This is a genomic window from Salinisphaera orenii subsp. orenii MK-B5 (genome assembly GCF_003788635.1).
Classification (GTDB): Bacteria; Pseudomonadota; Gammaproteobacteria; order Nevskiales; family Salinisphaeraceae; genus Salinisphaera; species Salinisphaera orenii.
Map to the genome: position 1 here is coordinate 64,761 of NZ_AYKH01000009.1, position 22,231 is coordinate 86,991.

Annotated in this window: 20 protein-coding genes; 6 read left to right on the forward strand and 14 right to left on the reverse strand. The window is 69.1% G+C overall.

Annotated features, from left to right (window positions below):
• Positions 1 to 3 precede the first annotated feature (3 nt).
• Complete coding sequence (locus SAOR_RS05965; RefSeq protein WP_123630633.1) at positions 4 to 1,125, forward strand: transporter substrate-binding domain-containing protein; 1,122 nt, start codon at positions 4 to 6, stop codon at positions 1,123 to 1,125.
• 402 nt (positions 1,126 to 1,527) lie between these two features.
• Here SAOR_RS05965 and SAOR_RS05970 read toward each other — a convergent pair whose 3' ends face one another.
• The 12 genes from SAOR_RS05970 to SAOR_RS06025 all read right to left on the reverse strand — a co-directional run bounded on the left by SAOR_RS05970 (position 1,528) and on the right by SAOR_RS06025 (position 14,801).
• Positions 1,528 to 2,265: an SPOR domain-containing protein gene (locus SAOR_RS05970; protein ID WP_123630634.1), complete on the reverse strand. Its 738-nt coding sequence runs from the start codon at positions 2,263 to 2,265 to the stop codon at positions 1,528 to 1,530.
• Between the two features lie 132 nt (positions 2,266 to 2,397).
• Positions 2,398 to 4,065 (reverse strand): arginine--tRNA ligase, encoded by a 1,668-nt coding sequence (argS, locus tag SAOR_RS05975; RefSeq protein WP_123630635.1) that lies wholly within the window; start codon positions 4,063 to 4,065, stop codon positions 2,398 to 2,400.
• Between the two features lie 60 nt (positions 4,066 to 4,125).
• The gene (locus SAOR_RS05980) at positions 4,126 to 4,968 is read right to left on the reverse strand and encodes a class I SAM-dependent methyltransferase (protein WP_123591634.1); all 843 of its coding nucleotides are present in this window, start codon (positions 4,966 to 4,968) and stop codon (positions 4,126 to 4,128) included.
• A gap of 186 nt (positions 4,969 to 5,154) precedes the next feature.
• Positions 5,155 to 5,688 (reverse strand): EF-hand domain-containing protein, encoded by a 534-nt coding sequence (locus SAOR_RS05985; RefSeq protein WP_123591633.1) that lies wholly within the window; start codon positions 5,686 to 5,688, stop codon positions 5,155 to 5,157.
• Between the two features lie 61 nt (positions 5,689 to 5,749).
• Positions 5,750 to 7,075 (reverse strand): sensor histidine kinase, encoded by a 1,326-nt coding sequence (locus SAOR_RS05990; RefSeq protein WP_123630636.1) that lies wholly within the window; start codon positions 7,073 to 7,075, stop codon positions 5,750 to 5,752.
• A complete protein-coding gene (locus SAOR_RS05995; RefSeq protein WP_123630637.1) occupies positions 7,072 to 7,737 on the reverse strand; it encodes a response regulator in 666 nt (221 codons plus the stop codon). Before SAOR_RS05995 ends, SAOR_RS05990 begins: the two co-directional genes overlap by 4 nt.
• Before the next feature lie 57 nt (positions 7,738 to 7,794).
• Positions 7,795 to 9,996 (reverse strand): primosomal protein N', encoded by a 2,202-nt coding sequence (locus SAOR_RS06000; RefSeq protein WP_123630638.1) that lies wholly within the window; start codon positions 9,994 to 9,996, stop codon positions 7,795 to 7,797.
• A 271-nt stretch (positions 9,997 to 10,267) separates the two neighbouring features.
• A complete protein-coding gene (locus SAOR_RS06005; protein WP_123630639.1) occupies positions 10,268 to 10,849 on the reverse strand; it encodes an NUDIX hydrolase in 582 nt (193 codons plus the stop codon).
• A gap of 70 nt (positions 10,850 to 10,919) precedes the next feature.
• Positions 10,920 to 12,317, reverse strand: a complete 1,398-nt coding sequence (locus SAOR_RS06010) for an NAD(P)(+) transhydrogenase (Re/Si-specific) subunit beta (protein ID WP_123630640.1) — start codon at positions 12,315 to 12,317, stop codon at positions 10,920 to 10,922.
• Between the two features lie 48 nt (positions 12,318 to 12,365).
• On the reverse strand, positions 12,366 to 12,650 hold the full coding sequence (locus tag SAOR_RS06015) for an NAD(P) transhydrogenase subunit alpha part 2 (protein ID WP_123591627.1): 285 nt from the start codon (positions 12,648 to 12,650) through the stop codon (positions 12,366 to 12,368).
• Between the two features lie 41 nt (positions 12,651 to 12,691).
• Positions 12,692 to 13,864 carry a Re/Si-specific NAD(P)(+) transhydrogenase subunit alpha gene (locus tag SAOR_RS06020; RefSeq protein WP_123630641.1) on the reverse strand — a complete coding sequence of 391 codons (1,173 nt, stop codon included), beginning with the start codon at positions 13,862 to 13,864 and terminating at the stop codon, positions 12,692 to 12,694.
• A 169-nt stretch (positions 13,865 to 14,033) separates the two neighbouring features.
• The gene (locus SAOR_RS06025; RefSeq protein WP_185015566.1) at positions 14,034 to 14,801 is read right to left on the reverse strand and encodes a DUF4412 domain-containing protein; all 768 of its coding nucleotides are present in this window, start codon (positions 14,799 to 14,801) and stop codon (positions 14,034 to 14,036) included.
• Between the two features lie 89 nt (positions 14,802 to 14,890).
• Between SAOR_RS06025 and SAOR_RS06030 the strand changes: the two genes are divergently transcribed.
• The 4 genes from SAOR_RS06030 to SAOR_RS06045 all read left to right on the forward strand — a co-directional run bounded on the left by SAOR_RS06030 (position 14,891) and on the right by SAOR_RS06045 (position 18,954).
• Entirely contained in the window at positions 14,891 to 15,757 is an 867-nt protein-coding gene (locus SAOR_RS06030; protein ID WP_123630643.1) for a 5'-3' exonuclease, read from the forward strand.
• Complete coding sequence (locus SAOR_RS06035) at positions 15,754 to 16,632, forward strand: fructosamine kinase family protein (protein ID WP_123591623.1); 879 nt, start codon at positions 15,754 to 15,756, stop codon at positions 16,630 to 16,632. The genes SAOR_RS06030 and SAOR_RS06035 overlap by 4 nt, the downstream gene beginning before the upstream one ends.
• Positions 16,633 to 16,737: 105 nt before the next feature.
• Positions 16,738 to 17,559 (forward strand): tRNA 2-thiocytidine(32) synthetase TtcA, encoded by an 822-nt coding sequence (ttcA, locus tag SAOR_RS06040; protein ID WP_123591622.1) that lies wholly within the window; start codon positions 16,738 to 16,740, stop codon positions 17,557 to 17,559.
• 207 nt (positions 17,560 to 17,766) lie between these two features.
• On the forward strand, positions 17,767 to 18,954 hold the full coding sequence (locus SAOR_RS06045; protein WP_245965408.1) for an acyl-CoA desaturase: 1,188 nt from the start codon (positions 17,767 to 17,769) through the stop codon (positions 18,952 to 18,954).
• A gap of 110 nt (positions 18,955 to 19,064) precedes the next feature.
• On the opposite strand, the gene SAOR_RS06050 is transcribed toward SAOR_RS06045, so the two are convergent.
• The gene (locus tag SAOR_RS06050) at positions 19,065 to 19,970 is read right to left on the reverse strand and encodes an ion transporter (RefSeq protein WP_123630644.1); all 906 of its coding nucleotides are present in this window, start codon (positions 19,968 to 19,970) and stop codon (positions 19,065 to 19,067) included.
• A gap of 85 nt (positions 19,971 to 20,055) precedes the next feature.
• Positions 20,056 to 20,583 (reverse strand): NlpC/P60 family protein, encoded by a 528-nt coding sequence (locus tag SAOR_RS06055; protein WP_123591639.1) that lies wholly within the window; start codon positions 20,581 to 20,583, stop codon positions 20,056 to 20,058.
• A gap of 125 nt (positions 20,584 to 20,708) precedes the next feature.
• On the opposite strand from SAOR_RS06055, the gene SAOR_RS06060 reads away from it, so the two are divergent.
• Entirely contained in the window at positions 20,709 to 22,226 is a 1,518-nt protein-coding gene (locus tag SAOR_RS06060) for a Ppx/GppA phosphatase family protein (protein ID WP_123630645.1), read from the forward strand.
• Positions 22,227 to 22,231: the final 5 nt, after the last annotated feature.

The following is a 22,231-nucleotide window of genomic DNA, read 5'->3' on the forward strand; positions in this document are numbered from 1 at the left end:
GGCATGAAACGACCGAAGTGGGCCCGCGGGCTGGGCTTGTTCATCGCCTGCGCGATCGGGCTCTGCGCCGGCCCGGTCGCCGCACAGTCGGCGGACGACGGGCGGGCGATGCCGTCGGATGAGCAGAATATTCGCCTCGATGTGGGTACCCGCGCGGCGCCGCCGTTCGTCTTCACGGCCGAGGACGGCAGCTTCTCGGGCATCAGTATCACGCTCTGGGAGGTCGTGGCGGAAAGCCTCGGCGTGGACTACGACTACAGGCCCCGTGAACTGCGCGAGCTGTTCTCGGGTCTGGAGGACGGCACGCTGGACATCTCGGTGGCTGCGCTGACGGTCACCGCCGAGCGCGAGCGCCGGGTGGATTTCAGCTATCCCTTCTATTCGACCGGCCTCGCGATCGCGGTGCCGGCGCAGGGCGGCCGGGTCTGGTCCACGCTCGAACGCTTCGTCTCCTGGCCGTTCCTGACCGCGCTCGCCGCCCTCGCGCTGGTGCTGCTTGGCGTCGGCGTGGCGGTCTGGCTGTTCGAGCGCCGCGCCAACCCCGAGGAGTTCGGCGGCGGCCCGGTCAGCGGTCTCGGCAGCGGCTTCTGGTGGGCCGCGGTGACGATGACCACGGTCGGCTACGGCGACAAGTCCCCGCGCACCCTCGGTGGCCGCCTCGTCGGGCTGGTCTGGATGTTCGCCGGCATCATCATCATCTCCAGCTTCACCGCGGCGATCGCGACGTCGCTGACCGTCGACCAGCTGGCCTCGCGCATCAACGGCGTGCAGGATCTGGACGGCGCGCGCGTGGCCACCATCCGCGATTCCGCGGCGGCCGAGGCCCTGGCGGCGCGCGGGATCGGCTTCGACGAAATCGACACCGTGGACGCCGCGCTCGCCGCCCTGGCCGATGACCGGGTCGATGCCGTGGTCTACGACGCGCCGCTGCTGCGCTATCGGGTGGGTGAGGGCTGGCCACAGGCGCTGCAGGTGTTGTCGAACACCTTCGAGCGACAGGACTACGCCTTTGCGCTGCCGGAGGGCAGCGAACTGCGCGAGCCGATCAACCGCGCGATACTCGACTACCTGTCGCGCGCCGACTGGCAGGCCATGCGCCGGCGCTATCTCGGCGGCGAGGGTTGAAACAGCGCTCCCGGCTTGCGACCCGCTGGCCCGGCCGGGCCATGCCTGACGACAGCGCCATGCGGCTTCAAGGCCGACGGCGCGACCGCCATTGGCCTGGGCCTGTGAACACTTCCTACGAGCGCCGTGTTGGCGACCGCACATCGTGTTCTGCAAGGCGCGAGTCGCCGATCGTGGCGAGCCACGATCAGATTGGCAACGCCGCAGCGTACCCATGGTTGTTTCATGCGCGGCCCAACCGGAGCGCCAGGCGCCCCCATGAAACAACCAGGGTGCGGCAATCCAGCGTGGTCGCACGCTGGCGGAGCGTGACTGCGCGGCGCGCACGACGCCTAGTTTTGCCGCCCAACGTCACTTCTCAGGAAGCGCTTGGCGCGGACTCGCATGAAGTGCTAACAGACCCTAGTTCTTGGCCCGCATGACCAGCGTGTCGATCCGGTTCTCGCGCAGACGCTTGAGCAGCTCGTTGAGTTTGTCGCTGGAGCGGATCGTGTTGCTCTGGACGCGATAGACGGTCTTGCCGGACGACAGGTCGACACTGACCACGTTGGCGGGTATGCCCAGCAGGGCGAGCTCGGCCTTGCGCCGGTCCGCGTCGGCGTCGCGCGAGAACGACCCGGCCTGGATCACGTAGTTGCCCGGCTCTTCAACGCGCGGCGTGGTCGGCTGCGTCGAATCGGGCGGGGGCGGCGGCTCGCCTGCGGGGGTGTCCTGGGCCGCGCTCGCCGCGGTGTCCGGTTCCTCCTCCGGATACTCTTCCTCCGGAATCACCACTTCGTAGTTCGGAAGCATCTTGTAGAAGGAGAAGCGCGGCTCCGACTCCGCGTTCTGGTCCTGATCCGCGGCGGCCGTTTCATCCGGCGCATCGTCCGTGTCCTTTGCCGTGTCCTCGTCCTGCGGGGCGGCGATCTCCACGGACTGGGGCGCATTGCTGCCGGCCGGGCGGGCGAAGACATAGAAACCGGCCGCGATGACGAGACCGATGCACAATCCGCAGACCAGCCAAACCCAGCCCGGCGGGCCGCCGCTCGGCGCGGATTTGGCCCGCGCCGGCCGCGCCGCGGGTTTGCGGCCCCCGGACGGGCGCTTGCTCTTGGCACTGCTGTTGCCGTTGCGGCGCGACGAATAATCGCGGGCCATCAGTTCACCTCGATTCCTTTGATGCCTGCCTCGCGCGCCGGGCCGAGCCGGCGGCGCTCCATGGTAGGAGAAAGCCGGCGGACGTGTCGGGCGTCGTCGCCGCCACGCCGGCGTGTGCGCCCTGCCGCGCGCCTACATCGATGTCGGTGCGCTCAGACCGAGCAGGGCGAGGCCGTTGGCCAGCACCTGTCGCGTGGCGCGGACCAGCGCCAGCCGCGCGTTGCGCAGACCGGCGTCGTCGACCAGAAACTGTTGCGCGTTGTAGTAGCTGTGGAAGGCATCCGCCAGATCGCGCAGATAATGGGCCACGCTCTGGACGGCGTAGTCGGCCGCTGCCGCCTCGACCATCTCGGGAAAGCGCGCGAGCGTGGCGATCAGGCGCTGCTCGTGCGGCGTGTCCAGGCGCGCCAGTTCCGCGGCGTCGCGATCGAACGTCCAGCCGCGACCGGCGAGCTGGCCGTCGACGCTGCAGATGCGCGCGTGCGCGTACTGGATGTAGTAGACCGGGTTGTCCTCGGTCTGGCTGCGGGCCAGATCGATGTCGAAGGTCAGCTGCGAGTCCGACTTGCGTGCCACGAGGAAATAGCGCGTGGCGTCGCGCCCGACCTCGTCGATGAGATCGCGCAGCGTGACGTAGGCGCCGGCGCGCTTGGACAGCTTGACCTCCTCGCCGCCGCGCATGACCGTGACCATCTGGTGCAGGACGTAGTCCGGCCAGCCCTCGGGAATGCCGATATCCAGCGCCTGCAGGCCGGCGCGGACCCGGGCGATGGTGCCGTGGTGGTCGGCGCCCTGCTCGTTGACCGCCTGGGCGAAGCCGCGCTCCCACTTGGCGCCGTGATAGGCCACGTCCGGCACGAAATAGGTGTAGTCGCCGTCGACCTTGCGCATCACCCGGTCCTTGTCGTCGCCGAAGTCCGTGGTCTTGAGCCACAGGGCGCCGTCGGCCTCGAAGGTGTGGCCGGCGGCGACCAGCGCGTTCACCGTGGCCTCGACCCGGCCGTCGGCATAGAGCGCGGATTCCAAGGAGTAGACGTCGAAGGCCACGCCGAAGGCGCGCAGGTCGGCGTCCTGTTCCCGGCGCAGATAGGCGACCGCGAATTCGCGGATGGCGTCGATGTCGTCGGCGTCGGCCGCACCGCTGACGTCGCGGTCGTCGGCGTGCACGGTCTCGCCGGCCATGTAGGCGGCGGCGACGTCGGCGATGTAATCGCCGCGATAGCCGGCCTCGGGCCAGGCCGCGTCACTCGGGTCGATGCCATGGCAGCGCGCCTGCACGGACACGGCCAGATTGGCGATCTGGGCGCCGGCATCGTTGTAGTAGAACTCACGGGTGACCGGATGGCCGGCGGCCTCGAGCAGCCGCGCGATGCAGTCGCCCACCGCGGCCCCGCGCCCGTGGCCGACGTGCAGGGGGCCGGTCGGGTTGGCGGAGACGAACTCGATGAGCACCGGATTGGCGCTGTCCGGCGCACGCCGGCCGTAGTCCGCGCCCGCGGCGAGCACATCGTCGATGACCGCGCGAAAGGCCGCCGGCGCGAGGAAGAAGTTGATGAACCCCGGCCCGGCGATCTCGACCCGGTCGATGCGTGCGTCCGCGGGGAGGGCGTCCACGATCGCCTGGGCGATGTCGCGCGGCTTGCGGCGCGCGGCCTTGGTCAGCGTCATTGCCACGTTGCTGGCGAAGTCGCCGTGGGCGGCGTCGCGGGTCCGCTCGACGTGCGGGTCGGCGGGCGTGTCGATGTCGGGCCAGGCGCGGGCGGCGGCGTCGGCGAGCAGGTCTTGGACGAGACGTTTCACGAGAAGAGCAGCATGCGGTCGCGAATGACCGCGCAGTCTACCGCGGGCCGCGGCGAGCGGCTATACGTCGGCGGCCACCAACACGAAGGCGCGATGCCGCGGCAGCGGTGCGTCGGCCGCGCCCTCGAGTTCGTCCTCGGTCAGCACGCGGGCGCGCGAGAAGCCGCATTCGCGCAGCAGCGAGGTGGCCTGGTCGACGCTGTCGAACAGCTGCTCCGAGAGGTCGCGGCCGGTGATGCGCCGCAGTGTCGCCAGCAGCATGCGCGCGGTGGGGCCGAAGGTCTCGAGGCGCTGGCGCGGATGGATTTCCAGCAGATAGCGCCCGCCGCCGAGCCGTTCGAGCAGTGCCGCGACCGAGCGCCAGGCACGCCGCTTCTCCGACATCGCCAGATAGTCGGTCACGCCTTCGGTGAGCACGATGGTGCGGCCGGACTCGGGCGCCGTCAGGGCGTCGCCCAGGCCGTCGGCGAGCAGGTCGCCGCGATCCAGCGTGTAGTTCTCGGGCAGCCGCTCGTCGGCGAGGCGCGCGTTGCGTGCCTCGACTACGTTCGGCAGGTCGTAGTCGACCCACTGGCAGTCGCTGTGGTGGCGCGAATGCGAGATGCCGCGCGTGGTCAGACCGCTGCCGATCTCCACGGCCAGCCCGGGCGACTGGGCCTCGGTCCATTTGGAGAACCAGTGATGGCGCCAGTACAGGGTCTCGGTGAACGCGCCCGCGCCCGGCGAAAACGGACGGATGGCGTTGCAGGCGGAATGCAACGGCCAGAACAGCGCCCGACCACGACGGGTGTCGAACCATTCCGCATCCTCGAAGCCGTAGTGTGCCCAGGCGCTGGCCGTGGCATAGCCGGTCAGCGAGATACGGTCGTTACCACGTTGCGCGTTTTGCGTTGCAGCAGACATGAAAAATCCGGCTGAAGTATGCAACCACTATGCCTGACGACGCGCGGGTCGTTTAACCCCGGCGCGGGGCGACGGTATCCGGACTCGTGGCGCCGGGCGCGGCGCAGCCAACGCGGTGCGGCGGCCAAAAAAAGGCGTGCGCCGCAGCGCACGCCCGTTTCGGCTCTATGGTATAGCGCTACGTGTTCAGTACACGTACCAGAGCACGGCATCGTCGTCGAATTCGCCGACGTTGATGCTGTCGTCATCATTGGCATCGGCCTGGTTGAACAGGCTGGTGCAGAAGTCCTCCGGCTCGATGAACAGCGTGTTGTTGGCGTCCCAGTCCGAGTAAGAGGACGTCTTGCCCAGGCCGGTGTCGAACTCACGATATTCGAGGAACCCGTCCTCGTCGGAATCCCAGGCGCTGAACTGGATATCGTATTCTTCGAACCAGTTCTCGTTGGCCTTGAGCCACTCGCTTTCCTCGAGCACGCCGTTGTCGTTCGCGTCCCAGTGGCGGAACAGGCCGGTGGCGTACTCGTCGTCGTCGATCAGGCCGTCGTTGTCGGTGTCCCAGTTGTCGAACAGGTCGCTCTGGGTGCACTGGTTGCCCCATTCGCTCTGACTGATGGAGCCGTTGCCGTCACTGTCCCAGTCGGAGATCTGATTCGGCGTTGCGGCGCTCGCGCCCAATGCCGCGATGCTCAGACCGGTTGCGATGAGCCATTTGCTCTGCATATGCCCTCCGGGCGTTGTGTGAATGCCCGGCAGACGTTATCGGGGGCGGCTTAAAGTCGTCTTAGGCGGGCGAAGTCGCATGCGGCAGATGCACGCGCACCCGCGTGCCGCCGGCGGCCGGCCGGTCGACGGCGGCGCTGCCGCCGTGGGCTTCGGCGATCGCTCGTACCAGCGGCAGGCCGAGACCGCTACCGGGTCCGCGGCGCCCGTCGGCGCGATAGAACGGCTCGAATACTTCGGCTCGATCGGCTTCGGGAATTCCCGGCCCGGCGTCGATCACCGACAGGCAGAGCCCGGTTGAGGTATCGCCGATCTCGATATCGATCCACTCGCTGTCGGGGGCATGCGTCTCTGCGTTGTCGACGAGGTTCTCCAGCAGAGCCGCGAGCAGTTCCTCGTCGCCGGCGACCCGCGTATCGCCGGCGTCGATCCGCAAGCGCACATGGGGCCGCCGATCGGCGAGGCGCCGCGCGAGCGTACCGAGTTCGACCCCGGCGCCGGTGGCCGTGTCGAGGCGGCGTGCGCGCAGCCGGGCGAGTTTGAGCAGACGGGCGGTGAGCGCATCCATGCGCGCGGCCGCCTCGTCGATATGAGCCAGTGCCTGATCCTTCCGGGCGGCGTCGTCGGCGCGTCGCGCGACCTCGATCTGGGTACGCAGTCCGGCGAGCGGGGTGCGCAGTTCGTGTCCGGCGGCGCTGGCGAACACCTGCTGCGCATGGAAGGCGCCGCGCAGACGCTTGAACAGGCCGTTGAGCGTGGTCACGAGCGTTGCGATCTCGACTACGGTCCCGCGCGGCGACGTCGCCACCGGGCGCAGATCGCCGGCATCGCGGTTGTCCAGTTCGCGGCTGAGCGTGCGCAACGGCCGCAGACCGTAGGTGAGCGCCAGCCAGCCCAGAAACGCCGAGACGGGCAGCGTGAACATGAGCGCTCGTTCGACCGGCATGTCGAGCGTATCCTGGCGCTGCTGCCGGTCGCTTTCGTTCAGGGCGACCTCGCTGATCAGGCCGCGTTCGGTATCGACGAAGGTCAGAAGGCGCCAGGTCACGCCGTCGACCTCGTGATTGCTGAAGCCGGGCGCCGGCCGCCGCTCGGTCACGGCATTCGGGAAGCCGGGCGAATGCACGATCACCTCGCGTTCGAGCGTGGACAGCCGGAACTCCGGTGTGGGCCCCGGCGCCCGCGAGGCGACGCGGTTGTCGGCGGCAACGCCGTGCAGCGGCTGGCTGATCAGCAGGGTGCGCGCGGTCAGCCGCAGCGTGGCATCGACCTCGGCGGCCGCGCTGCGCCGGGACTCGTAGTCCGCGATCTGCCAGAGCAGCAGCGCGCCGGCCGCGAGCACGCCACCCAGCAGGATCAGCAGGCGATAGCGAAGGCTGCGGTTCACTCAGACGCTCCGGCCATGCGATAGCCCAGGCCGCGTACGGTCTGGATCGCCTCGCGGCCGATCTTGCGGCGCAGGTTGTGTACGTGCACTTCGATGCTGTTGCTCTCGGGAGCCTCGTCCCAGCCGTAGAGTCGGCTGCCGAGCTGTTCGCGCGTCACCGTCTGGCCCGGTCGTTCCAGCAGGGCCGTCAGCAGTGCCTGCTCGTGGCGTGACAGCACCAGCGGTCGGTCGCGCTGGGTTATCATGCCGCGCGCGCGGTCGAAGACGATATCGCCCCAGCGCAGGGTGTTGTCGCTGTGGCCGTTGCGCCGCCGCACCAGCGCACGCAGGCGGGCGTCCAGTTCGGTCAGAGCCACCGGTTTGACGACATAGTCGTCCGCGCCCTCGTCGAGCCCGGTCACGCGGTCGTCGACCGCCTCGTAGGCCGTCAGTACCAGGACCGGGAGCGCGTGACCGGCAGCGCGCCAGTGGCGCAACACGTCCAGGCCGTCGCGCGACGGCAGCGCGAGATCGAGTATCGCGACGTCGAAATCGTCGTGATCGAGCGCATCGAGCGCCAGCCGGCCGTCGGTCAGCCAGTCGACGGCATGGCCGTCCTGCCCCAGCCCGGTTCGCAGGCCGTCGCCCAGGGTCTCGTCATCCTCGATGAGCAGCACGCGCATCCGAAAGATGCTCGCGTGTACGCCCGGCGCGGTCAACGGCCGCGACGGCGGCGCTGCTCAGAGCAGGTCCTGCGGGTCCACGTCGATCGACCAGCGCACGCGCCGGGCTTCCGGCAGCTGCGGCAGAGCCGCCTGCCAGTGGTCCAGCGCCGGATGCAGGGCGCCGCGGCGTTCGGCGTGGAGCATGAGATGGGCGCGATGACGGCCGGCCCGGCGCGCCATGGGGGCCGGTACGGGGCCCCAGCAGGCGAGCTCTGCGGAGGTTCGGATTGTGGCGGCCGCGGCGGCCAGAAACGCGCTCGGCGCATCGGCGTCGGTGGCTTCGGCCCGCAGCAGGGCGAGGTGGCCGAAAGGCGGCAGGCCGGCCTCGCGGCGTTCGGCGAGGCCGGCTTCGGCGAAGCCGGCGTAGCCCCGCGTCAGCAGCCGCTCCAGCAGCGGATGCTCCGGATGGCGCGTCTGCAGCCAGACCTCGCCGGGGTGGGCGGCGCGTCCGGCGCGTCCGGCGACCTGGGTGACGAGCTGGGCCATGTGTTCGGCGGCACGGAAGTCGGCCGAGAACAGGCCGCCGTCGACGTCGAGCACGCCGACGCAGGTCAGGCGGGCGAAATCATGGCCCTTGGCCAGCATCTGGGTGCCGACCAGCAGCTGCGTGTCGCCGCGGGCGGCATCGGCGAGCTGATCCTCGAGGCGGCCGCGCCGGGCCATGCTGTCGCGGTCGAAGCGGGCGATCGCGACGTCCGGAAAACGGCTGCGCAGGGTACCGGTCACGCGTTCCGTGCCGGCGCCCAGCGCGATCAACTGACCGCCGCCGCAGGCGGGACAGACGCTCGGGGCGGGCTCGAGCGCGCCGCAGTGGTGACACTGCAGGCGCCGGCCGCCGCCGTGCAGGGTCAGGGGCGCGTCGCAGCGGGCACAGGGGGCGATCCAGCCGCAGTCGTGGCAGCACTGCGCGGGCGCGTAGCCGCGGCGATTGATGAAGATCATCACCTGGTTGCCGGCGGCCAGATGGGGTTCGATGCGGGCGATCAGCGGTTCGGACAGGCCGCCGTCGAGCGGCCGCGAACGGACGTCGATCACCCGGATCGGCGGCATTGCGGCGCCGGTGGCGCGCCGGGGCAGCTGCAGATGCGCGAAGCGCCGCTGGTGGGCGTTGTGCAGGGTCTCCAGCGCCGGGGTCGCGCTGCCGAGCAGGACCGGCACGTCGGCGAGCTGGGCGCGCTTCAGGGCGACGTCGCGGGCGTGATAGCGAAAGCCGTCCTGCTGCTTGTAGGAGCCGTCGTGTTCCTCGTCGACCACGATCAGCCCGAGACGCGGCATGGGCGTGAACACCGCGGAGCGGGTGCCGATGACGATATCGGCGTCGCCGGCGCCGGCGGCGCGCCAGACGTCGGCCCGCTCGCCGTCGCTTCGCTGCGAGTGCAGGACCCCGAAGGCGGCGTCGAAGCGCGCGCGCACGCGCTCGATCAGCTGCGGGGTCAGACCGATCTCGGGGGCCAGGAAGAGCACCTGGCGGCCCGCCTCGAGCGCGGCCGCGATGCGCCGGAAATAGACCTCGGTCTTGCCGCTGCCGGTCACGCCCTCCACCAGCGCCGGGGCGAAGCCGGTGCCCCCGGCGCGCAGCGCTTCGACGACGCTCGACTGGCCGTCGGTCAGCTCCGGCGCCGCGGTCGGGCTGCCGCGTTCCAGGCCGCCCGGCAGTGTCACCGCCTCGATCAGGCCGCGATCGGCGAGCGCCTTCAGCGGTCCCGCTGCGCTCGCAAGCCAGGCCAGCAGCGAGGCGTGCGCGGTCGGATTGGGATTCGCGCGGATGCGATCGAGCAGCTCGCGCTGGCGCGGCGCGCGCGCCAGTTCGGTCGCCACGTCCCGCTCGACCGCCACGGCCTGCCAGCCGCGATGACGATTGGCCGCGCTCGCCGTACCCGCGCGCCGCAGGGCCACGGGCAGGGCCGTGGCCAGCACCTCGCCGAGCGGGTGATGGTAGTAGCGCGCGGCCCAGCGCAGCAGCGCGAGCAGGTCGGCATCGAAGACCGGCGCCGCGTCGAGCGCGCGCACGAAGGGCCGCAGGCGCTCGGCCGGCACGTCGCTGGTGACGTCGGTCTCGATGACGATGGCCACGAGGTGGCGGCGTCCGAAGGGCACCAGCACGCGGGCGCCGGGAGCCGGCGTGTCGGTGCCCGGCGGCATGCGGTAGTCGAAGGCGCCGTGCAGCGGCACGGGTACGGCGACGCGCACGATCGGCGCCTCGGTCGCGGGCTCCATCAATCGTGCACGCGTTGTGGATAAGTTAGTGGATGGTTTTGTCGCACTGCGATCATAGCCTCGATCTAATGAACCGCAGTGAAAATGAAGTCAACATAAATAAATTTTCAAATCAAGCCATTGCGCTGGTTTTTTTTGCAGTGCAGCGCTGCGTTTCGAGTCCACACAGGCGGCGCCTCTGCGTTCGTCGTGTGGATAACCGGCCGCAGGTTGTTGAAAAACCGACCCTCTCGTCGCGTAGGGCTCGGCGTGCCCGTCAGCGCCGCGGCGTTCACCGGCCGAGGGCGACGAGTTCGTCGAGGATCGCGAGCGTCAGCCCCCAGAGCCGACGTCCCTCGCCGCAGTCGTGGCAGAGCATCCGGACGGTGAGGCCACCGATCCGCCAGTGCAGGATATCGCGGTGGCCGTTCTCGTCGAGCCGGGCGAGCGGCAGCCAGTGGGTCCCCGCGATCTCGTGGTTCGCGCGGATGCCCGTATCGGCCGGCGCGCGGTAGACGAAGGGCGAGACGATCATCGGTGCCCGCCGCCGGTGATCCAGCGTCAGACGGTCCGACAGACGGCCGATGCCGCTTCGGCGCGTGAGCCGCAGGCCGGTTTCCTCTTCGGTCTCGCGACAGGCCGCGCGCGATGCGCTGGCCGCGTCGACGCCGTCGATCCGGCCGCCGGGCAGCGCCATGTCGCCCGACCACGGGTCGCCGCGGCGGCGGGCACGCTGCACCAGCAGCACTTCCACGCCCTGGCCGGTCTCGCGCAGGATGGCGGCGACTGCCGCGCGCTTGAGCCGGCGGCGCAGTCGCCGCCGCCTCGGGCGATGGCCGGCGAGGGCCGTGATCAGGGGTTCGATCTCGTGCATGCGCGGGCGGCAGCGGACAGAAAAAAGCCGCCCGGAGGCGGCTCTTTTCCGTCGCTCGGCCGGGGCCGGGTCAGATCTGCTTGAGCCCGTTGGCCAGATCCGTGCAGACCTGCTTGGCGTCGCCGAACACCATGCGGGTGTTGTCGCCAAAGAACAGGGCGTTCTGCACGCCGGAGAAGCCCGTGCCCTTGCCGCGCTTGACCACGTAGCACTCGCGGGCCTTGTCGACGTCCAGAATCGGCATGCCGTAGATCGGGCTGGATTCGTCGGTGCGCGCGGCCGGGTTGACCACGTCGTTGGCGCCGATCACGAGTGCGGCGTCGGCGTTGGGGAACTCGGCGTTGATCTCTTCCAGGTCGAAGATCAGGTCGTAGGGCACCCCGGCCTCGGCCAGCAGCACGTTCATGTGCCCCGGCATGCGGCCCGCCACCGGATGGATGGCGAACTTGACGTCCACATCGTGCTCCTTCTGGAGCATCTGCACGAACTCCCAGAGCTTGTGCTGGGCCTGGGCCACGGCCAGACCGTAGCCCGGCACGATGATCAGGCTGTCCGAATAGGCGAACGAGGCGGCCGCGTCGAAGGCCTCGACCGACTTCATCTCGCCTTCCGGTCCCTCGGCCTCGGCGCCGTCGTCGACGCCGAAGCCGGCGAAGAGCACGTTCGAGATCGAGCGGTTCATGCCGTTGGCCATGAGCAGCGTCAGCAGCGTGCCGGCCGCGCCGACCACGGTGCCGGCGATGATCATCGCCGCGTTGCCGAGCACGAAGCCCTCGAAGGCCACGGCCAGGCCGGTGAAGGCGTTGTACATGGAGATGACCACCGGCATGTCGGCGCCGCCGATCGGGTTGGTCAGCAGCACGCCGAAGGCCAGCGACAGCAGGAAGAAGATCGTCACGAGCACGGGCGCACTGCCGCTCGAGGCGATGATCCAGATGCCCAGGATCACGGTGAGCAGGGCCACGCCGCCGTTGATCATCTGCTGGCCGGGCAGGCGGATGGTCTTTTTCATCTTGCCTTCGAGCTTGGCCCAGGCAATCAGCGAACCCGAGAACGACACGCCGCCGATCAGGGCGCCCACCACCGCGAGGGTGAGCACTGTGGCGCCGTGATGGAAGGCGGAGCCGGAGTACATCTCCACCAGCGCGATGGCCGCGGCGGCGCCGCCGCCCATGCCGTTGTACAGCGCGACCATCTGCGGCATGGCCGTCATTTCGACCTTCTTGCCCGTGTACCAGGCGCCCGCGCCGCCGATGCCGATGGCCAGCAGCATCAGGACGTAGCGGAAGAAGCCGGCCTCCATGGCCGGGTGCCAGAGCGTGACGACGGTGGCCAGGACCATGCCGATGCCGGCCCACTTGATGCCGCTCTTGGCGGTTCTCGGCGAGCCCATGCGCTTGAGGCCCACAATGAACAGGACGGCCGCGATGAAATAGCTCGCGTCGACTGTGAATTCCCAGAAACTCATATTCGGTAACCCTTTCGTGTTATCGGTTCAGCGTGCGGGTGGCGCGGATCAGTCCTTGGAGGACTTGAACATGTCGAGCATGCGCTCGGTCACGACATAGCCCCCGACCGCGTTGCCCGCAGCGAGGATCACGCCGATGAAGCCGATCAGCGTCTCCCAGAAGCCGTCGGCATGGCCGAGCGCGACCATGGCGCCGACCAGCACGATCCCGTGCACGAAGTTGGATCCCGACATGAGCGGGGTATGCAGAATGGCCGGTACGCGGCCGATGATCTCGTAGCCGGTGAAGGCCGCGAGCATGAAGATATAGAGTGCGACAAAACCTGTGATCACAGCGTGTCTCCCGATGGTTCCCGTATGGCGTGGCGCAGCGGCTAGGCGCTGCCTTCCAGGGCCTGCTTGGCGGCGTCGTTGACGATCTGGCCGTCGTGCGTCAGCGCCGACTTCGCCAGCACTTCGTCATCCCAGTCGATCTCGAGCTTGTGGGTCTTGTCCGCCGGCTTGGCGTCCTCCTGACCCGCTTCCGGCACCACGATCAGCTGCAGGAAGTTGAACAGGTTCTGGGCATACATCTCGCTGGCGTGCTCGGCCAGCAGCGCCGGTACGTTCGACGGACCGTGGATGGTGACGCTGCCGTGGGTGACGACCTCGTCCGGCTTGGTGAGCTCGCAGTTGCCGCCTCCGGAGGCGCCGAGGTCGATGAGCACCGAGCCGGGTTTCATCGAGTCGACCATGGCCTCGGAGATGATCTTCGGCGCCGGCTTGCCGGGCACCGCCGCGGTGGTGATCACGGCGTCCGCATCGGCCATGTTCTTTTCGAGCATGTCCTGCTGCTTCTTCTTCTCCTCGTCGGTGAGCTCGCGCGCGTAGCCGCCCTCGGCCTCGGCCTTGACGCCCTCGGCCATGAGGAAGTCGGCGCCGAGCGACTCGACCTGTTCCTTGGTGTCGGTGCGCACGTCGTAGGCGAAGACCTTGGCGCCGAGGCGCTTGGCCGTCGCGATCGCCTGCAGGCCGGCCACGCCGGCACCGATGACCAGCACCTTGGCCGGGCGGATGGTGCCGGCGGCGGTGGTGAGCATCGGCAGGAACCGCTCCAGCGCGTTGGCGGCCATGAGCGCGGCCTTGTAGCCGGCCGCCGAGGCCTGCGAGGACAGCGCGTCCATCGACTGGGCGCGGGTGATGCGCGGCACCAGCTCCATGGCGAAGCAGGTCACGCCGGCGTCGTTGAGGGCCTTCACCGTTTCCGGGTTGTTATGGGCCTGCACGAAGCTGATCAGCACCGACCCTTTCTTCATCTCGCCGATCTGCTTGGGTTCCGGCGCGTTGACGCCCAGCACGATGTCGGCGCCGAAGATGTCGGCGGCCTGATCGCTGATCTGGACCGGGTCGTCGTAGGCATCGTCCGGGATGCGGCTGCCTTCGCCGGCGCCTTTGGCCACCCGGATGTCGACGTTCATCTTGGCCAGCTTGGCGGCCACCTTCGGCACCATGGCGACACGTGTCTCGCCGTCGGCCGTCTCCTTCGGGACTGCGATCTTTACGCTCATGTCTTCCCTTGTTCTATGTCTGATGAATCATCGGCGCGACAGCCAGACGAGCGCGGGGTCGCGCCTGTCCCCCTGATGCCGCTAACCGCATGCAAGCCGAATCGAGTCTAACTGAAACGCGGAAGCATTCGTAGCGACCGCCGCGGCCGCGGATGGCGCCGGCCCGGGCTCAGCGCCCGGGTTGCGCCGGCGTCTGTTCGATGTAGTCGTCGGGGATCGAGAAGCGACCATCGCCGAGTGGCTCGTGGCTGATGCTCGAGAGTACGCGGCGCTCGCCGGTACCGGCGTCCCGGAAGCGCACGGGCATGCCGTCGAGGTCGAGATAGGGCAACCCCACGGTCTCGAGTCCGGTGCCCGCGAGCATCGTTTTCATCAGCGCGAACATCGACTTGATCGTCGCGAAGGTGTCGTCGTCCACGCCCAGCGCATCGGCGCTGGCCAGGCACAGCGTTTCGCCCGGCTGACCGTCGCGCACGATCTGGACGATCTCGCATTCGACCCCGGCCACGGTTTCGGTCTGGCCGGTGTGATCGAGGCCGACGTCGCTCTGCTGCGAGGGCTCGAGCCCCGGGATCTGGTCGACCAGCGCCGCGCGCGCGGCCGCGCGCTGGCCCTCGGGCAGCTGCTGGACACGAGTCTCGACCTCGGCGCGCAGCGTGTCCATGCGCTGTCGGATGGTGTCGGCCACGTCGCGGTCGAGCCGGGTGTAGGTGCGCTCATCCGGGCGGACCGAGAATATGGCCTCGCTGTCGCGCCGATAGAGTTGCCACTGTTCGCTGGCGTCGTCGATGCGCACCGCGCCCGGGCGCATGTCGACGGTGAAACTGCCCTCGGCGCTGCGATAGGTCAGCGTGGTATCGGCGGCAGCCGTCTGGGCGAGGCCGGCCACGAGTGCGGCAGCCGCCAGGACGGCGCGGATGCGAATTCGCTTGCTCATCATCGATGGATCCTGCTTCGGAAACGGGTCACGCGTGCCTCGGCCGGTTCACCGCGCGGACGCGGCGCACCGTTCGGTACACTAAGCGCATGCTGCTCGTCGACGCCAGTGTATATATCTTCCGGGCCTTTCATTCGCTGCCGTCGAGCCTCACCGGCGCCGGGGGGCAGCCGATCAACGCCGTCCACGGCTATGCGACCTTCGTGGCCGGTCTGCTCGGCGGCATCGACGACCGCGAGGCCGCGGCCGCCTTCGACGAGTCGCTGACGCGTTCGTTTCGCAATCAGCTGTTCGCCGACTACAAGGCCAATCGGGAGACGCCGCCGCAGGCACTGGTCGATCAGATCGCGGCCTGCCGCGAGATCACCGAGGCCCTGGGCATGGCCACGCTGTCCAGCCCCGTCTACGAGGCCGACGATCTCATCGGCACCCTCGCAGCCGGCGCCGACACACCGGTCACGATCGTGACCTCCGACAAGGATCTGGCGCAGCTGCTCGGCCCGACTGACACGCTCTGGGACTATGCCCGCGAGACCCGCTATGACGCGGCCGCGATCGAGGCGAAGTTCGGCGTCCCGCCGGCGGCCATCGCCGATTATCTGGCCCTGGTCGGCGACCCGGTCGACAACATTCCGGGCGTGCCCGGCATCGGCGCCAAGAGCGCGGCCGCGCTGCTGGGCCGGTTCGGCGATCTCGATACGCTGCTGGCCGATCACCGCGCGGTGGCGGCCAGCGGGCTGCGCGGCGCCGCCTCGATGGCCACCCGGCTGGCCGAGCACGCCGATAGCGCGCGGCTGTCGCGACGGCTGGCGACCATCGTCACCGACCTCGATCTCGACGCCGGACAGCGCGATATCCGTCGGCGGCCCGCCGACCACGAGCGCCTGGACGCGATCTGCCGCCGGGTCGGTCTCGGCGACCGGCTGCGATCGCGGCTGGGGCTGGCCGCGGCATGACCGACTGGCGCGCGATCGATGCGGCCATCGCCAAAGCCACCGGCACGCGTTTCGAGGCCGAAACGCGCGCCCGCGCCGGCGGTGGCTCGATCAGCGCGGCCTATCGGCTGAGCGGCGCGGGCGAAGGCTACTTCGTCAAGCTCAATCGCGCGGATCGGGCGGAGATGTTCGCCGCCGAGGCCGCGGGCCTGACCGAGCTCGGCCAGGCGGTGGGCCTGCGCGTACCGCAGCCGATCACCCACGGCGTGGCCGGCGAGCAGGCATTCATCGCGCTCGAACACATCGAGCTGCAGCGTGCCACCCCGGCCGCGTTCGCCCGGCTGGGCGAAGCGCTGGCCGACATGCACGGCATCGTGGCGGCGCGCTACGGCTGGGACCGCGACAACACCATCGGCACCTCGCCGCAGGCGAACGCGCCGCACCCGGAATGGCGCGAATTCTGGCGCGAGAACCGGCTGGCCGCGATGCTCGATGCGCTGGCGCCAACCCACCCGGAGCTCGCCCGCGAGGGCGACGCGCTGCTGGCGGTGCTGGACCGGCTGCTCGCCGGCCACACGCCCGAGGCCTCGCTGGTGCACGGCGATCTGTGGGGCGGCAACGTCGCCATGGACGCGAACGCCACGCCGGTGATCTTCGACCCGGCCGTCTATTACGGCGACCGCGAGACCGACCTCGCAATGACCGAGCTGTTCGGCGGCTTTCCGCCGGTGTTCTTCGAGGCCTACTGGGGCGCATGGCCGATGACTGCGGGCTATCGCCACCTGCGCCGGCCGCTCTATCAGCTCTATCATCTGCTCAACCACGCGCGGCTGTTCGGCGGCCACTATGTCAACGAGAGCCGGCGGCTGATGCGGGCACTCTGCGCCGAGGCATGAGCCCGGCGGTGCCGACGGCGCTTCGGCGCGGCCGGACGCGGCGGTTACAATGACGTTCCGTGCCCGTTTGATTTCCCGATGCGACCCGCGTCGCCCGAGTCCCGCATGAGCAGCATCCCGGTCCTCGACACCCGCCCCCCGGACGGTCTGACCCCCGGTTCGGTCGCAGCCAACAAGCTGGCCAAGCGCCTGAAACGGCTGACCGGCCAGGCTGTGACCGACTACGGCATGATCCGCGACGGCGAGCGCATCATGGTGTGTCTGTCCGGCGGCAAGGACAGCTACACCATGCTGGAGATGCTGCTGTATCTGCAGTCCGTGGCGCCGGTGACGTTCTCGATCACCGCGGTCAATCTCGACCAGAAGCAGCCGGGCTTTCCCGAGCACGTGCTGCCCGAGTATCTGGATGGCCTCGGCGTGGACTACCGGATTCTCGAGCGCGACACCTACAGCGTCGTCACCGAGAAGGTGCCGTCGGGCGCGACCATGTGCGGCCTGTGCTCGCGTCTGCGTCGCGGCATACTCTACAGCCACGCGCGCGAGCACGGCTTCACCCGCATCGCGCTGGGCCATCACCGCGACGACATCGTCGAGACGATGTTCCTGAACATGTTCCACGGTGCGCGCATGGCGGCGATGCCGCCGAAGCTCAGAAGCGACGACGGCGACAACGTCGTCATCCGGCCGCTGGCCTACTGCAGCGAGCGCGATATCGACAAGTACGCCCGTCTGCAGCAGTATCCGATCATTCCCTGCAATCTCTGCGGTTCGCAGGACAATCTGCAGCGTCAGAACATCAAGGGGATGCTGGCCGACTGGGAAGCGCAGGACCCCGGCCGCACGGAGCGCATATTCCGTTCGATGACGCGTGTCGCGCCGTCGCAGATGCCCGACCGCGACCTGTTCGACTTCGCCGCGCTGGATTGAACGCCGCGGCCCGTGCGGGGTCCGAGTGGCAGGGCGCGAAGCCCGGCGGCGCGGTGGAGCCGGGCCGGAGTATCGTTTCCACTCCCGCGTTCTTGAAAACCATTCTCACCTGACGCATACTCGGATTTGCTGTGTACAGTTGTGCACTGCACGCATCGAACTCCGACCCGGCACCGGGTCCAGACAGCCAACGAGCCGAGAGAGGCCATGAGCCAAGACAGGAAATATCCCGCGAACCCGGACATGGATGACCGGTTCAACTGGGTCGAATTCATTCCGTTCGCGCTGCTGCACGTCGCGCTGATCGGCATCTGGTGGACGGGTTTCACGGCCACCTCGATCGCGATCTGCGTCGGGCTCTACGTGGCGCGGGTGTTCGCCATCACCGGCGGCTACCACCGCTACTTCTCGCATCGCGGCTACAAGACCAGCCGCGGCTTCCAGTTCGTGCTGGCCTTCGTCGGCGCCGCGGCGTTCCAGAAGGGCCCGCTCTGGTGGGCCGCCAAGCACCGCGAACACCATCGCGATTCCGACATGCCGGCCGATTCGCATTCGCCGCGCCAGTACGGCGTGTTCGACGCACACGTGGGCTGGGTCTATCGCGAGGCGCGTTCCAATCCGGACATGGACCTGATCAAGGATTTCTCCAAGTATCCGGAGATCCGCTGGATCGAGCGCCACCAGTTCGTGCCAGGCCTGATCGTGGCGGCGCTGTGCTTCCTGGTCGGCGGCTGGGCCGGGCTGTTCTCGGGCTTTCTGCTGTCGACCGTGCTGGTCTATCACGCGACCTTCACCGTCAATTCGCTGAACCACATGATCGGCCGTCAGCGCTATCTGACCGGCGACGATTCGCGCAACAACTGGTTCCTGGCGATCCTGACCATGGGCGAGGGCTGGCACAACAACCATCACTACTATCCGGCGACGGCCCGCAATGGCTTCTTCTGGTGGGAGATCGACACCACCTATTACCTGTTGCTGGGGCTCGAGAAGCTGGGTCTCGTCTGGGACCTGCGGCAGCCGCCCAAGACCATTCTCGCCAACGAGAAGGCGCCGACGCAGAAGATCATCGACAAGTGCGCGGTCTATATCGCGGAAGGCTTCTCGGCCGATCGCATCAGCGCCAACATCCGTCAGCGCTGGGAAGGTAGCCATCGGCTCGACGACCTGCGGGCGCATGCGCGCACGAAGTGGAGCGCGGCGGAGGCCTATCTGGCCGAGATCGATCTGCCGGAGTTTCCGAGCGTGGATGAGCTCAAGGCGCGCGCGCACCGCAAGTTCAAGATCCAGCACGAAGGACTGGATCGGGCCATCGAACGGGCGCACGAGATGCTGCGCAACTCGGTCGCCCACCGTCTGATCGAGGACGCACGCGCGGATAGCGCCCGCGCCTGATCGCGCCTGATCGCGCCCGCCGGCGTCCGCAGCGACGCCTTGAAGCACCAGGCCCGCCGAGTGTCTCGGCGGGCCTTTTTCGTGGCCGCTCTATCCGCCGCCGCGGGGGCTCAATCGAGCTTATCGCGCGAGGCGGCCTGCTCCTCGTCCGCCGGCGGGTCCTCCTCGGGGTCTTCGGCGGTCAGGTCGCCGCCGCAGAACTTGCAGTAGGTGGCGTCGATCTCGTGGCCGCTGCGCTCGCAGTGCGGGCACTGGCGGCGCTGGCGTTCGTTGCGGATCTCGTTGGTCAGCTCCGCGGTGATGACACCGCTGGTGATCGCCAGCAGCGCATAGCCGACCAGGATCGCGACCCCGGCGATCGCCTGGCCCAGCGGCGTGCTCGGCGAGATGTCGCCGTAGCCCACGGTCGTGATCGTCACGATCGCCCAGTAGATGCTGCGCGGGATGCTGGTGAAGCCGTGCACCGGGCCTTCCACCACGTACATCACCGCGCCGAGCACGGTCACGATCAGCGCGAGCATGCCGAGAAAGATCTGGATCTTGCGCTGGGCGTGCATGAGCGAACGCGATAGCACGCGCGCGTCGTTGGCATAGCGCACCAGCTTGAACACCCGGAAGATGCGCATGATGCGGAGCACGCGCACGGCGACCAGATAATGCGTGTCTGGCAGTATCAGTCCCAGATACAGCGGCAGGATCGAGACCAGATCGATGAGGCCGTAGAAGCTGCGGATATAGGCCCAGCGGCGCCGCGCGGCGTAGATTCGTGCCGCGTACTCGATGCTGAAGACGAGGGTGAACAGCCACTCGAGGCCGTGCAGCAGACCGCCGATTCGTGCCTCGATCGCCGAGACCGAGACCAGCATCAGATTGGCGACGCTGGCGAGGATGAGCGCCATCAGCACGATGTCGAAGACGCGGCCGGCCGGCGTGTCGGTGCCGAAGATCACGCGCCACAGGCGGGTTCGCGTATCGTCGGCCGTCGGATCGGCGGCGCCGTGTTCGGACGTGCTCATCCGGGGTGAGTCGGCATACGGCGGGTCGCGGCGCGGGCGCGACGGCACCCGGCCGCCGCGCGGCGGGTTGTGACGGGCGGGCGCATCAGTTGTGCGCGGTCGTGATCCGTCGCGACTGCCAGTAGTGGCGACGCCAGTAGATGTTGTCCAGGCGGGACAGCGTCACGCCTCGGCTGGTGGAGGCGTGCATGAAGCGCCCGTCGCCGATATAGATGCCGACATGCCGGTTGCCGCCGCCGGTTCGGAAGAACACCAGATCGCCCGGCGAGAGATCGCCGCGGCCGATCGCCTCGCCGCGCTGCGCCTGGGCGGCGGTGGTGCGGGGCAGATCGATCGATTCGACCGCATCGAGGGTACGCCGCACGAAGCTGGAACAGTCGATGCCGCTGCGGTCGCGGCCACCGTAGCGGTAGGGCACGCCCGCCCAGTCCCGGTAGTGCGATTGCAGCGCCGCGACGATCGCGGCGTCGCCGCCCGGGTCGTTCTGCGCGCCGGCTCGGGCCGCGCCCCAGCTGAAATCCTCGGCGCCGTGATGATGGCCGCGGGCGGCCGGGCGCGTGTCGTGACCGGCACAGCCGGCGAGCGCGAGCACGACCACCAGCGCGACCAGGATCGGCGCGGAGCCGTGGCGGGCGACGGTCGTGCGTATGTCACACGAGTGTGCGACACACGTTTCCGGCCTGTAGCTCAAAATCCTTCGCCCTCGCGCCCGACAACGGTAGTCCCTAAGATAGCCGCATGAGTTCACGCTTGGAAAGCCCCGCCGACGAGGCCGCGCCGCAGACGGTCGCCGCCGTCGACCTGGGGTCGAACAGTTTTCACATGATCGTGGTGCGCGCCGAGGGCGAGACCCACCACGTCGTCGACCGTCTCAAGGAGCCGGTCCGGCTGGCGGCGGGGCTGACCCCCGACGGGGGGCTGTCCGAGGCGGCCTGCGAGTCGGCGCTGGCCTGTCTCGCCCGTTTCGGTCAGCGCCTGGCGGGGCTGCCCGGCGACCATGTGCGTGTCGTCGGTACCAACACGCTGCGGCGTGCGCGCAATGCCGATGACTTCATCGATCGCGCCGGTCGCGTGCTCGGGCATCCGGTGGAGATCATCTACGGCGCCGAGGAGGCGCGTCTGATCTACGGCGGCGTGGTCCGGGACCTGGGCCGCGAACGGCCGCGCCGTCTGGTCGTGGACATCGGCGGCGGCTCCACCGAACTGATCATCGGCGAAGGCGGCGAGCCCGAACTCGTCGAGAGCATCTCGCTGGGCGCGGTCGTGCAGATGCAGCGTTTCTTTCCGGACGGCCGCGTCACCCGCAAGAGCTGGCGTGCGGCTGTCCTCGATGCCAGGCTGACGCTGGAGCCGATCGCCCGGGCCTACCGCGAGGCCGGGTGGGACATGGCGATCGGCTCCTCCGGCAGCATCAAGTCGATCCTGCGGGCCGCCGGCGACGACGCCGACGGCGGCGAGATCACGCCCGCACATCTGCGCTCGCTGGCGCGCCGGGTGATCAAGGCCGGGCGCGTGGACGCGCTGTCGCTGCCCGGCGTCTCCGAGGCCCGGTCCGCCATCTTTCCCGGCGGCCTCGCGGTGCTCACGGCGGTCTTCGAAAGCCTGGGCGTGAAGGCCATGTCGGTCTCCGACAAGGCGCTGCGCGAGGGCGTGGTCGCCGACCTGCTGGGTCGGCTGCACGATCGCGACATCCGCGAGCAGGGCGTGCGGTCGGCAATGGCGCGCTATCACGTCGACGCCGCCCACGGCGAACGCGTGGCCGCCACCGCGCTCGGTCTGTTCGGCGACTCGGCGCCGCCGGGGTTCGAGCGCTTCGCCGGGCGCATGCTGCGCTGGGCCGCGCTGCTGCACGAGATCGGCCTGCTGATCGCGCACAAGGGCTATCAGAAGCACGGCGAGTACATTCTCGGCCATGCCGACCTGCAGGGTTTCTCGCGCAACGATCAGCGCCTGCTGGCCGCGCTGGTGCGACTGCATCGCGGGCGTTTCCGCGAAGACCGCATCGCCGCCCTGCCGACGGAATGGCAGGCGCTGGCCCGGCGTCTGGCGGTGGTGCTGCGTCTGGCGGTGATACTGCATCGCGGCCGTGACCCGGCGGCCGCGCCGCCGGTACGGCTCGGCGCCGGTGAGACCGGCGTGCAGCTGTTCTGTGCCGCCGACTGGCTGAACCGACGGCCGCTGACGCGCGCGGATCTGGCGCGCGAGGCCGAGCAGCTGGGGCGTGTCGGCATCGGCCTGCAGACCGCGGCCGACTGAGCGGC

Excerpts from the sequence above, each read along its gene's own strand:
- SAOR_RS05965 (WP_123630633.1), top strand. The coding sequence starts at position 4 with ATGAAACGACCGAAGTGGGCCCGCGGGCTGGGCTTGTTCATCGCCTGC.
- SAOR_RS05970 (WP_123630634.1), bottom strand. The coding sequence starts at position 2,265 with ATGGCCCGCGATTATTCGTCGCGCCGCAACGGCAACAGCAGTGCCAAG.
- SAOR_RS05980 (WP_123591634.1), bottom strand. The coding sequence starts at position 4,968 with ATGTCTGCTGCAACGCAAAACGCGCAACGTGGTAACGACCGTATCTCG.
- SAOR_RS05985 (WP_123591633.1), bottom strand. The coding sequence starts at position 5,688 with ATGCAGAGCAAATGGCTCATCGCAACCGGTCTGAGCATCGCGGCATTG.
- SAOR_RS05995 (WP_123630637.1), bottom strand. The coding sequence starts at position 7,737 with ATGCGCGTGCTGCTCATCGAGGATGACGAGACCCTGGGCGACGGCCTG.
- SAOR_RS06000 (WP_123630638.1), bottom strand. The coding sequence starts at position 9,996 with ATGGAGCCCGCGACCGAGGCGCCGATCGTGCGCGTCGCCGTACCCGTG.
- SAOR_RS06005 (WP_123630639.1), bottom strand. The coding sequence starts at position 10,849 with ATGCACGAGATCGAACCCCTGATCACGGCCCTCGCCGGCCATCGCCCG.
- SAOR_RS06010 (WP_123630640.1), bottom strand. The coding sequence starts at position 12,317 with ATGAGTTTCTGGGAATTCACAGTCGACGCGAGCTATTTCATCGCGGCC.
- SAOR_RS06020 (WP_123630641.1), bottom strand. The coding sequence starts at position 13,864 with ATGAGCGTAAAGATCGCAGTCCCGAAGGAGACGGCCGACGGCGAGACA.
- SAOR_RS06025 (WP_185015566.1), bottom strand. The coding sequence starts at position 14,801 with ATGAGCAAGCGAATTCGCATCCGCGCCGTCCTGGCGGCTGCCGCACTC.
- SAOR_RS06030 (WP_123630643.1), top strand. The coding sequence starts at position 14,891 with ATGCTGCTCGTCGACGCCAGTGTATATATCTTCCGGGCCTTTCATTCG.
- SAOR_RS06035 (WP_123591623.1), top strand. The coding sequence starts at position 15,754 with ATGACCGACTGGCGCGCGATCGATGCGGCCATCGCCAAAGCCACCGGC.
- ttcA (WP_123591622.1), top strand. The coding sequence starts at position 16,738 with ATGAGCAGCATCCCGGTCCTCGACACCCGCCCCCCGGACGGTCTGACC.
- SAOR_RS06045 (WP_245965408.1), top strand. The coding sequence starts at position 17,767 with ATGAGCCAAGACAGGAAATATCCCGCGAACCCGGACATGGATGACCGG.
- SAOR_RS06050 (WP_123630644.1), bottom strand. The coding sequence starts at position 19,970 with ATGAGCACGTCCGAACACGGCGCCGCCGATCCGACGGCCGACGATACG.
- SAOR_RS06060 (WP_123630645.1), top strand. The coding sequence starts at position 20,709 with ATGAGTTCACGCTTGGAAAGCCCCGCCGACGAGGCCGCGCCGCAGACG.